General features: G+C 64.9%; 13 protein-coding genes. 8 read left to right on the top strand and 5 right to left on the bottom strand.

Annotated features, from left to right (window positions below; translation table 11 throughout):
- Window positions 1–7 precede the first annotated feature (7 nt).
- Window positions 8–988, bottom strand: coding sequence for a TraB/GumN family protein (locus tag AC5STI_RS00565; protein WP_495445205.1), 981 nt, complete (start codon window positions 986–988; stop codon window positions 8–10).
- A 47-nt stretch (window positions 989–1,035) separates the two neighbouring features.
- Window positions 1,036–2,019: a TraB/GumN family protein gene (locus AC5STI_RS00570; protein WP_495445206.1), complete on the bottom strand. Its 984-nt coding sequence runs from the start codon at window positions 2,017–2,019 to the stop codon at window positions 1,036–1,038.
- Between the two features lie 149 nt (window positions 2,020–2,168).
- Between AC5STI_RS00570 and AC5STI_RS00575 the strand changes: the two genes are divergently transcribed.
- From AC5STI_RS00575 to AC5STI_RS00610, 8 genes are all read left to right on the top strand, one after another.
- Window positions 2,169–2,840: a DUF2161 domain-containing phosphodiesterase gene (locus tag AC5STI_RS00575; RefSeq protein WP_495445207.1), complete on the top strand. Its 672-nt coding sequence runs from the start codon at window positions 2,169–2,171 to the stop codon at window positions 2,838–2,840.
- A gap of 175 nt (window positions 2,841–3,015) precedes the next feature.
- The gene (locus tag AC5STI_RS00580) at window positions 3,016–4,017 is read left to right on the top strand and encodes an isopenicillin N synthase family dioxygenase (RefSeq protein ID WP_495445208.1); all 1,002 of its coding nucleotides are present in this window, start codon (window positions 3,016–3,018) and stop codon (window positions 4,015–4,017) included.
- 191 nt (window positions 4,018–4,208) lie between these two features.
- The gene (locus tag AC5STI_RS00585; RefSeq protein WP_366659158.1) at window positions 4,209–4,496 is read left to right on the top strand and encodes a co-chaperone GroES; all 288 of its coding nucleotides are present in this window, start codon (window positions 4,209–4,211) and stop codon (window positions 4,494–4,496) included.
- Between the two features lie 63 nt (window positions 4,497–4,559).
- On the top strand, window positions 4,560–6,212 hold the full coding sequence (groL, locus tag AC5STI_RS00590) for a chaperonin GroEL (RefSeq protein WP_495445209.1): 1,653 nt from the start codon (window positions 4,560–4,562) through the stop codon (window positions 6,210–6,212).
- A gap of 182 nt (window positions 6,213–6,394) precedes the next feature.
- Window positions 6,395–7,288 (top strand): HNH endonuclease, encoded by an 894-nt coding sequence (locus tag AC5STI_RS00595; protein WP_495445210.1) that lies wholly within the window; start codon window positions 6,395–6,397, stop codon window positions 7,286–7,288.
- Between the two features lie 94 nt (window positions 7,289–7,382).
- Entirely contained in the window at window positions 7,383–8,252 is an 870-nt protein-coding gene (locus AC5STI_RS00600; protein WP_495445211.1) for a DMT family transporter, read from the top strand.
- 45 nt (window positions 8,253–8,297) lie between these two features.
- Complete coding sequence (locus AC5STI_RS00605; RefSeq protein WP_495445212.1) at window positions 8,298–9,074, top strand: alpha/beta fold hydrolase; 777 nt, start codon at window positions 8,298–8,300, stop codon at window positions 9,072–9,074.
- Window positions 9,071–10,219 carry an alpha-D-ribose 1-methylphosphonate 5-triphosphate diphosphatase gene (locus tag AC5STI_RS00610; RefSeq protein ID WP_495445213.1) on the top strand — a complete coding sequence of 383 codons (1,149 nt, stop codon included), beginning with the start codon at window positions 9,071–9,073 and terminating at the stop codon, window positions 10,217–10,219. The genes AC5STI_RS00605 and AC5STI_RS00610 overlap by 4 nt, the downstream gene beginning before the upstream one ends.
- Window positions 10,220–10,377: 158 nt before the next feature.
- Here AC5STI_RS00610 and AC5STI_RS00615 read toward each other — a convergent pair whose 3' ends face one another.
- The 3 genes from AC5STI_RS00615 to AC5STI_RS00625 form a co-directional block, all read right to left on the bottom strand.
- Complete coding sequence (locus AC5STI_RS00615) at window positions 10,378–11,454, bottom strand: 5-(carboxyamino)imidazole ribonucleotide synthase (RefSeq protein ID WP_495445214.1); 1,077 nt, start codon at window positions 11,452–11,454, stop codon at window positions 10,378–10,380.
- On the bottom strand, window positions 11,447–11,935 hold the full coding sequence (purE, locus tag AC5STI_RS00620; RefSeq protein ID WP_495445215.1) for a 5-(carboxyamino)imidazole ribonucleotide mutase: 489 nt from the start codon (window positions 11,933–11,935) through the stop codon (window positions 11,447–11,449). The genes AC5STI_RS00615 and purE overlap by 8 nt, the downstream gene beginning before the upstream one ends.
- Before the next feature lie 246 nt (window positions 11,936–12,181).
- Window positions 12,182–12,673 (bottom strand): 2TM domain-containing protein, encoded by a 492-nt coding sequence (locus AC5STI_RS00625; RefSeq protein ID WP_495445216.1) that lies wholly within the window; start codon window positions 12,671–12,673, stop codon window positions 12,182–12,184.
- Window positions 12,674–12,749: the final 76 nt, after the last annotated feature.

Consider the following 12,749-nt stretch of genomic DNA (forward strand, 5'->3'; position numbering starts at 1 on the left):
GATGTGCTCAGAAGGGCGCGCGTTCGAGGCTATAGCCCTGCTGCTGCAGCAGGTTCAGCACGCCGTTCTCCCCCGGCAGGTGCAGCGCGCCTGCGGCCACCACGATCACGCCGTCCTCAGCCGCTTCAATCACCGGGATCCAGGCCTGGTTGCGCTGGTCCAGCAGCTCTTGCATCGCGTCGGTCCACATGGCCTCCCGCTCTTCCTGCGTCAGGGCGCCGCTCTCCAGAAACTCCTGCTCGCTCAGGTACAGGGCGTGCAGCGCCTGCTGGTCGAAATAGGCCTCAGCGATGGTGAAGAAATTGTCCTGGCCGCCGCCCAGCAGAGCGGTAAAGGCGCGCAACTGGCGGACCTGTTCCTCCAGCGGGTCGCCGTCCAGCATCCGGATCACGGACATCGGGTCTTCCAGCGACCGGATTGGCACGCCGGCCTTTTCGGCAGCGGCGGCCAGGCGCAGGTCGAGGCCGTTCTTGAACTCCGGCTGCCGCAGCACACAGGGCGGAACCGCCATCGACAGGGCCAGGAACCAGGGCCGCATCTTGGCGGCCATCCAGGGCGCGACCCCGTGCGCGCGGGCCTTGGCGGAGAGGCTCTCCCACTCCTCCTGCGGCAGGCGGTCGATCAGCGTCGGGCCTTCGGTGATCAGCATCAGCGACGGGGTGCGGCCGAGTTCATTTTCAAACGCGGCCTTGTCGGCAGGGCTGGCCTCCATCAGCAAGAGATCGGCCTGGCGGACCACCGGGGCCAGAGCGCTGGTGATCCGGTCCATCCGCGGGTCGTTGATGTGCAGGGTGCCGATCACGTGAACAGTGCGGGCGCCGCGGCGGGCAATCCAGTGGTTGCCTTCGGCAAAGGGGGCCGCCGCGGTCCGTGCCTGCAGGCGGGCCAGATCGTCCGCCGGAAGGGTGGTGCGCAGATCGGTGCCGGTGCATGCGGCCCACAGCGCGGCGGGCAGCAGCAGGAAGAGAACGGAGAGGAAAAGCCGCATGAAAGACAGGTCCTGAAACGGGTGGCGGAAATGGATGCGCCCCACCCCTACCACGGGGCGCGGCTGAGGCTGAAGCCCTTGGCATTCAACAGGTTCAGCACGCCGTTCCTGCCAGGCAAATGGGCCGCGCCGACCGCAACCACGATCCGCTCCTGCCGGGCAGCCAGGATCACCTTCATCCAGCGTTTGTTGCGCTGGTCCAGCAGGCGGTCATTGTACTGGCGCCACAGCCGCGCGGTCTCGGCGCCGGAGAAGCTGCTGTACTGGGCGCTGATCCATGGCGCGAGCACGAAGGCGGACCAGACGCTTTGGTCGAAATAGGCTTCGACCGGGGTGGCATCCTCAGGTTTGTCCGATTGCACCAGCTCCAGTTCCAGTTCCAGCATCCGCGCCTGATCGCGCAGCGGCAGGCTGGCGATGGCCGTCAGCGCCTGCGCCGGGGTTTCCAGCGCGCCGATGGGGATGCGTTTGCGGCTGGCAAAATCCGAGATCCGGTCGTCCAGGCCGCGCTTCAGGCCGAAGCCATAGGGGCGGCAGCCGCTTTGCACCAGGAACATGGAAATCGCCCAGGGCTGCATCCGGTTCATGGTTTCCACATTGGCGCCGGAAACCCGCGCCGTCAGCTCGAAATGCTGCCAGGCCTCCTTACCCAGCAGGTGCCGCAGCTCCTGCCCCTGCGGCAGCAAAAAGCTGCGGGCGAGGGCGGCGGGCATGGCGTCAACGTCGCCCATTTCGGCCTGCACTGTCTCCAGGTAAATGGCCTGGGCCGAGGCCAGCGCCGGGCGCAGGTTGCGCATCACCCGCGCCATGCGGGAATCGCCACCATGCATGGTGCCGATCACGTGGATGGTGCGGTTGCCCTTGGTCGCGACCCAATGATTGCCGCGGGAAAACGGGGTGGCGGCCATTTCGCGCTCCAGCCGCGCTTCGGTGGCGGGCGGCAGGTGGTCGCGGTAGTCGATGCCGCGGCAGGCGGCAAAGCCGGCAGTGGCCTGCAGCGCCAGGGCCAAGGCAAGTGCAATCCGTTTCATCAAGCGCCCTTTCCCCGGGGTTCCGGAACTGTGGCCTGAGCATTTGACCCTAGGGCGGAGCAGGGGGCGCGGCAATGGCAAACCCGGCGCCGGGGCGCAAATTCGGGCGGCGGATTGCCAAGGGCGGCGCTTGATGCCAGTCATGGGGCATGGAACGGGAAGATCAGCTTTATGCGCCGGTGAAGGCGCTGCTGGAAGGGCAGGGCTACGCGGTCAAGGGCGAAGTGGGGGCCGCCGATGTGGTGGCGGTCCGCGGTGCGGAGCCGCCGGTGATTGTCGAGCTGAAGCTGAAGTTTTCGCTGTCGCTGTTTCACCAGGCGGTGGCCCGTCTGGCCATCACCGACCATGTCTATATCGCGGTGCCGCGACCCAAGGGGCGGCAGGCGCGGCGGATGCTGAAGGACAATCTGGCGATGTGCCGGCGGCTGGGTCTGGGCCTCATCACGGTGCTGGCGGACGGCCGGGCGGAGGTGCATTGCGATCCCGGGCCATATGCGCCGCGCAAGTCCAAGAAGAAACAGGCACGGCTGCTGCGCGAGTTCCAGGCCTTGCGCGGCGACCCCAACGCGGGCGGCGCCACCCGGCACGGCATTGTCACCGCCTACCGCCAGGACGCGCTGGCCTGCGCCGCGCATCTGGCCGGAACCGGCGCCTGCAAGGGCAGTGAGGTCGCCAAGGCCACCGGCGTGGCCCGCGCCACCCAGTTGATGGCCAGGAACCACTATGGCTGGTTCGAACGGGTGGAAACCGGCATTTATCAGCTGACCGAGGCGGGCCGCGCAGGCCTGGTGCATTGGGCGGAAAGCTGGGAGGGGGAGTGAAGCTGTAAGCTTGGCTTTCTCCAATCTAATGTGTTCGGTTGCCTATGCGGCTTATTTTCATATCAGTTTCCGAAGCTCGGTTTAATTCAACTCATGTGAGTTGCATTTTTTCCCTGTTGAGCAAGAGCCGGTCTGCGCCGATGACGGGCGCAGCTTTGCACAAGGGGAGAGAGCAATGGCAGATCAGGACATCGACCGGCTTCAGGACCGGCTGCGGGCGCAGCGGGTTTCCTTCGACAAGATCCCGGTGATCGACGTCAGCGCGCTGAACACGGGCGGCAGCCTGTTTGAGGTGGCCAAGGAAATCCGCTGGGCGCTGACCAACGTTGGCTTCTTCTACGTGAAGAACCACGGGGTGCCGGAGGCGGTTGTGAACGGCGCCTTTGATGAGACCCGGGCGTTCTTTGACCTGCCGCTGCAGGACAAGATGGACCTGCATATCTCCAAATCGGGCCTTGCCCTGCGCGGCTATATCGAGATTTTCGGCGAGAACACCGACCCCGCGAAGACCAAGGACCTGAAGGAATGTTTCGACATCGGGCCGGAAGGCCCGGCCGGGGATGCGCCGTTCTTTGGCCCCAACCTGTGGCCCGCGGCGCAGCCGGAATTTCAACGCGCGGTCTATGGCTATCATCAGGAGATGAAGGGCCTGGCGCAGCGGCTGATGCGGGCGATTGCGGTCAGCCTGGATCTGGAGGCGGATTTCTTTCAGCCCAGGATGCAGAACCCGATCACCATCCAGCGGCTGCTGCATTACCCGCCGCAGGAGGGCCGAATTGATGAGAGCGTGATGGGGATCGGCGCCCATACGGATTACGGCAGCCTGACCATCCTGGCGCAGGATGATGTGGGCGGTTTGCAGGTGATGAACCGCGACGGCCAATGGGTCGAGGGGCCGCCCGTTGCCGGAACTTTTGTCATCAACATCGGCGATCTGATTCAGCGGCTGACTAATGATCTGTATCTGGCCAACCTGCACCGGGTGGTGAATGCTTCGGGCCGGGAACGCTATTCTATCCCGTTTTTCATTGATGCGGATGCGGACGCGGTGTTCCAGCCGCTGGACAGTTGCGTCAGTGCGGAAAACCCGGCGCGCTATGAACCGGTCACCTGCGGCGCGCACAAGTTCGGCCGCTTTAAGGACAGCTTTCCGCACCTGAAAGACAAGGCCGCATAAGGCCGCGAAAAAGGCAGAACAGAGGGCGCTCCGGCGCCCTCATTTTTTTGCTGATTCCATGTTGACAACATGCGGGGGCATTCCTAGCTTCCCCGTCGTTAGCACTCACCCCGTGTGAGTGATAACGGCCCCGCCGGGGAGGCGGAGGTCCAACAGATAACAACCTTTGAGCCTTTCAAGGAGCTGCAAAGATGGCATTGAAACCGCTTCATGACCGCGTGCTGGTGCGCCGCACCGAAAGCGAAGAAAAAACCGCGGGCGGCCTGATCATCCCCGATTCCGCCAAGGAAAAGCCGAGCGAAGGCGTTGTGGTTGCTTGCGGCGCAGGCGCCCGCAAGGACAGCGGCGAGCTGATCGAGATGGCCGTGTCCGCTGGCGACCGCATCATGTTCGGCAAGTGGTCCGGCACCGAAGTGACCGTCGACGGCGAAGAGCTGCTGATGATGAAGGAAAGCGACATCATGGGCATCATCGAGTAAGCCGTCCGGCTTCTCTGATCCCTGATCGCTGAAACACACAGAATTTCTCTAGGAGAGTGAAAAATGGCTGCTAAGGACGTCAAATTCGACACCGATGCCCGCAACCGCATGCTGAAAGGCGTCAACATTCTGGCTGACGCCGTGAAAGTGACCCTGGGCCCGAAAGGCCGCAACGTGGTTCTGGACAAATCCTTCGGCGCACCGCGCATCACCAAGGACGGTGTGTCCGTGGCGAAGGAAATCGAACTGGAAGACAAGTTCGAGAACATGGGCGCCCAGATGGTGAAGGAAGTTGCTTCCCGCACCAACGATGAAGCCGGCGACGGCACCACCACCGCAACCGTTCTGGCCCAGGCGATCGTCAAAGAAGGCCTGAAGCAGGTTGCTGCCGGCCTGAACCCGATGGACCTGAAGCGCGGCATCGACCTGGCAACCGCCAAAGTCGTGCAGGGCATCAAGGACATGGCCCGCGAAGTGAAAGACTCCGACGAGGTTGCGCAGGTTGGCACCATCTCCGCCAACGGCGAAGCTGAAATCGGCCGCCAGATCGCTGACGCGATGCAGAAAGTCGGCAACGAAGGCGTCATCACCGTCGAAGAGAACAAAGGCATGGAAACCGAGACCGACGTGGTCGAGGGCATGCAGTTCGACCGCGGCTACCTGTCGCCCTACTTCGTCACCAACCCCGACAAGATGGTCGCGGATCTGGAAGACTGCATGATCCTGCTGCACGAGAAGAAACTGTCTTCGCTGCAGCCGATGGTTCCGCTGCTGGAGCAGGTGATCCAGTCGCAGAAGCCGCTGCTGATCATTGCTGAGGACGTCGAAGGCGAAGCGCTGGCAACCCTGGTTGTCAACAAGCTGCGCGGCGGCCTGAAAATCGCAGCCGTCAAGGCACCGGGCTTCGGCGACCGCCGCAAGGCCATGCTGCAGGACATCGCGATCCTGACCGGCGGCCAGGTGATCTCCGAAGATCTGGGCATGAAGCTCGAGTCCGTGACCATGGACATGCTGGGCACCGCCAAGAAAGTCACCATCACCAAAGACGAAACCACCATCGTCGACGGCGCCGGCGAGAAGGCCGAGATCGAAGCACGTGTTGCCCAGATCCGCACCCAGATCGAGGAAACCACCTCTGACTACGACCGCGAGAAGCTGCAGGAACGCGTTGCCAAACTGGCAGGCGGTGTTGCCGTGATCCGCGTCGGCGGCATGACCGAAGTGGAAGTGAAAGAGCGCAAGGACCGTGTGGACGACGCTCTGAACGCGACCCGCGCAGCCGTGCAGGAAGGCGTGATCGTCGGCGGCGGTGTTGCCCTGGTGCAGGCCGGCAAGGGCCTGGAAGGCCTGGAAGGCGCCAACGCCGACCAGAACGCAGGCATCAACATCGTCCGCAAGGCCATCGAGGCGCCGCTGCGCCAGATCGCCGAGAACGCAGGCGTCGACGGTGCCGTGGTTGCCGGCAAGATCCGCGAATCCGTGGACAGCGCATTCGGCTACAACGCGCAGACCGGTGAATATGGCGACATGTTCTCCTTCGGCGTGATCGACCCGGCCAAAGTGACCCGTACCGCTCTGGAAGACGCATCCTCGGTTGCTGGTCTGCTGATCACCACCGAAGCCATGGTTGCCGACAAGCCCGCCAAAGAAGGCGCAGGCGCCGGCGGCGGCATGCCCGACATGGGCGGCATGGGCGGCATGGGCGGCATGATGTAAGCATCAGCCATCCATCCGGATGACTTTGGGGCTGCCTTCGGGCGGCCCCTTTCCGTTTCGGAGGGTGCAGAAGGCCCGCGGTGCGGGCCTGCCTCCGGCGGGAGTATTTAGGCATAGGTGAATGCGGGGGGGGGTCCTCTCCCCTCTTTTCGTTTTCGAAACAACGGCCTAAAGTCACTGCCATGGTCAAAGCGGTTTTCATTCAGTCTTCGCATTCTGGTTATGATGACCAACCGGGCAAAGCGTATCATTTTCCCAAAAAACACTACCTGAGCCGGGTTGAGCAGACCGTCGGCGACTGGGTCATTTTCTATGAAGGCAGACGCGGCGGCGGTAAAGGCTACCATGCTGTTCAGCGTGTGCTTCAGGTGCAGGATGATCCCAAAGATCCTGCACTGGCTTATGCTTTGCTAGACACAGGCAGTGAACTGTCTTTTGAGAACTTTGTTCCCCGATGGGTGGAGGGTCAGGGGCCGTATGAAACTGGTTTGCCCAGGTCGCGCGGCAGCAACACCAGTGCAGTCCGGCTGATCTCTGATGCGGATTTTGCGCGAATTATCAACGCCGGTCTGGCGGCGCGAGAAGAGCCGAATGCCATTCCGCGAACCGGAGATTTCACCGCAAAGCCTGGTTTTGCCGAGGCGCAGTCCCCCTTCGAACCCGAGGATCAGCCGCGCGAGATGCTGCTGTCTCAGCGGGCCTTTCGGGACCGCAGTTTTGCCAGGCAGGTCAAGCATGCTTATGGCGGCCGCTGTTCCATGTCGGGGCTGGAGTTGCGCAATGGCGGCGGGCGGCCGGAGGTGGAGGCCGCGCATATCGTTCCGGTTTCCGAGTGCGGCCCGGATACGGTGCGCAACGGGCTGGCCTTGTCCGGCACCGTGCATTGGATGTTCGACCGGGGGCTGCTGTCGATCAGCGATGACAATGAGGTGCTTGTTGCGAAAAAGGCGGTGGATGGGGCGACACTGGATCGTTTGTTGCTGCCTGACCGGCGTTTGATCGAACCTGTGAACCCGGCATTCAAACCACACAGGTCATACCTCCGTTGGCATCGGGAAAATGTGTTCAAGGGCTAAAGTAGTTTGGCGGCGGCAAATGTTCAGTTGGGGATCAAGAGCTAACACGAATTTATCACTGGCCCGCGCGGGGTTTGCGCGGTAGCGGTTCCGTATGCGCCTGTTTCTTCTTGTCTCCCTGACCATGATCGCCTTTGCCGCGAACTCCATCCTCAGCCGGCTGGCCATCGGGGGCGGGTATATGGATGCGGGCAGCTTTGGCCTGCTGCGGCTGGCCTCCGGCGCGGCGATGCTGGTCGTTCTGTGCCTGGCGCAGGGGCAGGCGGTGCGGCAGGACCTGCGGGCGAGCCTGGGGGGCGGGGCGGCGCTGACGCTTTATATCGCCGGGTTTTCGCTTGCCTATCAGCAGCTTGATGCGGGCCTTGGCGCGCTGGTGCTGTTCGGGGTGGTGCAGGTGTCGATGTTCCTGTGGGGCGCGCTGCGGGGCAATCCGGTCAGCGGCGGCCAGGTGGCGGGCGCGGTTCTGGCCTTTCTGGGGCTGGCTTATGTGGTCTGGCCCGATGGCTCCGGCACGGCGCCCCTTGGCGCGTCGCTGTTGATGGCGGCGGCGGGGCTGGGCTGGGGGATCTACAGCATCCTGGGCCGCGGGGCGGTGCAGCCGCTGGCAGCCACGGCGGTGAATTTCCTGTGGTCCACGGCGATGTTTCTGCCCGTTGCCCTGTGGCTGGGCGGCAGCACGGTGAGCCTTTACGGCGCGGTGCTGGCGGTTGTGTCGGGGGCGGTGACCTCTGGCATGGGCTATGCGCTGTGGTACCGGCTGCTGCCGCAGATCCTGCCTGCGGTGGCCGCAACGGTGCAGCTGAGCGTGCCGGTGATTGCAATTGTTGCAGGGGCCGTTCTGCTGGGGGAGGCGATCGGGCTGCGGCTGGTTTTCGGCTCCGTTGCGGTGCTGGGCGGCATCGCGCTGGTGGTGCGGCGGGCGCCCGCGCGCAAGGCGCAGGCAGCCGAACAGGCCGCCAAGTAGCCGCAAGGTCTTCCCTGTGCCGCCGCTTGCGCTTATCTGGGCGTCATGCGTGAGTTTACCAAACCTTTGCTTGCCGCGGCTGCGGCGCTGCTGCCGCTGCCTGCGGCAGCCGATTGCGTGATCCTGCTGCACGGGCTGGCGCGCTCCGAGACGTCTTTTGCGGTGATGGAGGAGGTGCTGCAGTCGCGCGGGTATGATGTGGTGCGGCCCGGCTATGCCTCGACGGAGGAGACCATTCAGGTGCTGGCAGAGGAAACCCTGCCGAAGGCTTTTGCAGCCTGCGGGGCGCAGCAAACCCATGTGGTCAGCCACTCGATGGGGGGGATCCTGCTGCGCCACTGGCTGCAGGGAAACAGCCCTGCAAACCTGGGCCGGGTGGTGATGATGGGGCCGCCCAACCAGGGCAGCGAGCTGGTGGATGAGCTGGGGGACTGGGAGGTGTTCGGCCTGTTGAACGGTCCCGCCGGCCTGCAGCTGGGCACCGGGGCGGAGAGCCTGCCAAGGCGCCTGCCGCCGGTGGCGTTCGAACTGGGGGTGATTGCCGGGAATGAGACGCTGAACCCGGTGTTCTCCTCGCTGATCCCGGGTGCGGATGACGGCAAGGTTTCGGTCGAGAGCACCAAGGTTGACGGAATGGCCGCGCATCTGACCCTGCCGGTGACCCATACCTACATGATGAACAACCCGCAGGTGATGGCGCAGACTCTGCACTTCCTGGAGGAAGGGCGGTTTGAGCCTTCGCTCACCTGGCTGGCGGCGGTGGAAGAGATTATCAGCGAGGCTTGCCAGCTGAATGGCGGCTGTGAAGAGGCGGAAGAATGACGTTGGAACTGACCCTGCAGGGCGGTGATGTGCTGCGCCCCGGCGGGCTGCAGCGCGGCGGTGAGATTGCGATCGCGGGCGGGCTGGTGGCGGATGCGCCTGCCGGGCGAGCCGTGGATTTGTCCGGCTATCTGGTGCTGCCGGGGATCGTGGACGCGCATGGCGACGGGTTCGAGCGCCATCTGGCACCGCGCCGCGGGGCGATGAAGCAGATGGCCGAGGGCGTGGTGGCGGCCGAGGCGGAGCTGGCCGCCAACGGCATCACCTCTGCGGTGCTGGCGCAGTTCTACTCCTGGGAGGGCGGCCTGCGCGGGCCGGAGTTTGCGGCGCAGGTGTTCGAGGGCATCAAAGCGGTGCGCGGGTCGCTCGTGACCGATCTGCTGCCGCAGCTGCGGTTCGAGATTCACATGCTGGAGGAGTATGCCGCACTCGCCGCCAAGGTGGCGCAGTGGCAGGTGCCCTATGTGGTGTTCAACGACCACCTGCCGCATGAGCGGCTGGCGGCGGGCAAGAAGCCGCCGCGGCTGACCGGTCAGGCGCTGAAGGCGGGGCGCAACCCGGAAGTGCACTGGCAGATGCTGAAGGACATGCACGCGCGCCGGGATGAGGTGCCGGGCAGGCTGGATGCGCTGTGCCGCGAACTGGCGGCGCTGGATGTGCGCCTTGGCAGCCATGACGACCAGACCGCTGAGGACCGTGCCGTCTGGCGCGAGCGCGGGGCGCGGATTGCCGAGTTTCCCGAGACACTTGAGGCGGCGGAGGCCGCGCGGGGCGCCGGAGATCCGGTGATCCTGGGTTCGCCCAACGTGGTGCGGGGCGGCTCGCACAAGGGCAATGCCTCGGCTGTGGAGCTGATCGCCATGGGGCTGTGCGATGCGCTGGCCTCTGACTACCACTATCCCAGTCCGCGCCGCGCGGCCTTGATGCTGGAGCGCTCCGGCCTGCTGGATCTGGAGGGAGCCTGGCGGCTGGTCTCACACGGGCCTGCGCAGCTGTTGGGGCTGACCGACCGCGGGACATTGGAGACCGGCAAGCGCGCCGACATTCTGGTGCTGGACAAGGCAACCCAGCGGGTCGCTGCGACAATTGCCGGCGGGCGGGTCAGCTATATGTCGGGGGAGATTGCGGGCCGTTTCATAGCCTGAGGGGGAAGCGCCGCGCATCAGGCCGGATGGCCCTCTTTGCGGCGCGTGAAACCGGCGGGGCCGGTTTCACCTTGCGTGACTTCCTCTTGCCGGAAATATCCCGGGGTTTGGGGCAGAGCCCCAAGTTGGGGGCTTGTCCGGGGGCGGTGCCCCCAGCCTTAGCCTTGCGGCTTTTGCACCCGGTTCACATGGCCCATCTTGCGGCCCGGTTTGGCCTCGGCCTTGCCGTAGAGGTGGATGGCGCAATCGGCTTCCTTGGCCAATTCGGGCAAGCGCTCCACGTCGCCGCCGATCAGGTTTTCCATCACCACGTCGGAGTGGCGCTGGCCGTCGCCGAGCGGCCAGCCGGCCACCGCGCGGATGTGCTGTTCGAACTGGTCGACGGTGCAGCCGTTCTGGGTCCAGTGGCCGGAATTGTGGACGCGCGGGGCGATCTCGTTGACGATCAGGCCCTGCGGCGTGACGAAGAGTTCGACGCCGAGGACGCCGACATACTCCAGCGCGTTCAGGATCTTGCCGGCCATAAGCACCGCGTCCATGCGCTGCCCGGTGGTCAGCTTGGTAGGCACGGTGGTGGTGTGCAGGATGCCGTCGCGGTGAACGTTTTCGCCTGGGTCGAAACAGGCGATCTCACCCGTCGTGCCGCGGGCAGCGATCACGGAGACCTCGTGGGTGAAATTGACGAAGCCTTCGAGGATCGAGGGCGCGCCGGCCATGGCGGCGAGCGCTTCGCCTGCGTCCTCAGCCGCCTTGATGCGGGCCTGGCCCTTGCCGTCATAACCGAAGCGGCGGGTTTTCAGGATCGACGGGGCGCCGATCTCTGCCAGGGCGGCGTCGAGGCTGGCCTGGTCAGTGATGTCGGCGAAGGGGGCTGTTTGCAGGCCGAGGTCCTGCAGGAAGGTCTTTTCCGTCAGCCGGTCCTGGCTGATCCGCAGCGCCTCGCGGCCCGGGCGGATCGGTTTTTGCGATTCCAGGAGATCCAGCGCGGAGGTCGGGATGTTCTCGAACTCATAGGTGATGACGTCGACGGAGGCGGCGAAGGCGGCCAGTGCCTCCGCATCCTCGTAGCCTGCGGTGGTCACCTGGTCGGCGACATGGCCTGCGGGCGGGTTGGCGCCAGGTTCAAAGATATGGGTCTTGAAGCCGAGGCGGGAGGCCGCAACCGAGAGCATCCGGCCGAGCTGGCCGCCGCCGAGGATGCCGATGGTGGAACCGGGTGCGAGCACGTCAGTCATCGGAGGGTTCCTCGGGGATGGAGGCGGAGAGGGCGTCGCGCCAGTCGTTGAGGCGCTGGGCGAGGTCCGCGTCCTGCAGCGCCAGGATGCCCGCGGCCATCAGGCCCGCGTTGGCGGCGCCGGCGGCGCCGATCGCCATGGTGGCGACGGGGAAGCCCTTGGGCATCTGCACGATGGAATAAAGCGAGTCGACACCGGATAGGGCCCGGGTCTGGACCGGCACGCCGACCACCGGCACGCGGGTCTTGGAGGCGACCATGCCGGGCAGGTGGGCCGCACCGCCGGCGCCTGCGATGATCACCTGCAGGCCGCGGTCCGCTGCGGATTTTCCGTAGCTCCACAGCCGGTCCGGGGTGCGGTGGGCAGAGACGATCCTGGCCTCGTATTCAACGCCCAGTTCATCGAGGATATTGGCGGCTTCCTTCATGGTGGGCCAGTCGGATTGGCTGCCCATGATGATGCCCACTTTGATGTCGGCCATGGCTGGTGGCTCCTGTCGCGGCTTGTGGAGCGCGCACTATAGGGAAACCTGGGTTTTACGCAATGCGGGTTGGATGGGAATACGGGTGGATTTGCCCTGTTTTCCGGGGGCTGGCGCTATGCCGCAGGGGGGCTCCCGCCCGCGCGGGGATGCAGCGGAGCTGCACCGCCCCCGCGGTTGGGCGTGGCGCCGCGCGGGCGCGCGGCGCGGGCGCTTCTTATGGCCGGCAGAAGGGCTGGCCGGGCGCTATCCCCGGTTGCGGCGGGACTTCAGGCGCCGTGCGATCTGGCGGTCTTCCCAATCCTGGCCAAATAGGCCGATCACTTCGAAGACGCTGAACCCGTGTATCGCGAGGCCGATGCCCCAGCCGAGAGCGGGCCAGACAACCCAGAAGTGCCCGGGGCTGGTCAGGAGATTCAGGATCAGCAGCGCGGCCATCACCACGGCGTATTGGATGGCATGAGTGTAGAAGGCCCGGATGTCGCGCGCATACCGCATGGCGTCCTGTTTTTCTTCACTCGGTTCCGGCGCGGCTGCTGCTGGGGTGGTCTGCATGTCCTGTTCCCTTCGAAGGCTGGAGAATTCCGTTTCCAGAACAGCGGCAATGCATTTCAGGGTTTCCGGGCTTGCCTTGGCGCCGCGTTCGATCCGCTGCAGCGTGCGGGTGCTGATCCCGGCCATGCCGGCGAGCTGCTCTTGCGACAAGCCTTTTTCGAGGCGTAGCTTTCTGACAATCACTTTGAGCAATCCTGCTGTTCACATGCGGACGGTCTAACCGGGCCGGGAAATTTGGCCACGACAGGACCCTGACACG

Source organism: Leisingera sp. CC-HEC096, from assembly GCF_059429235.1.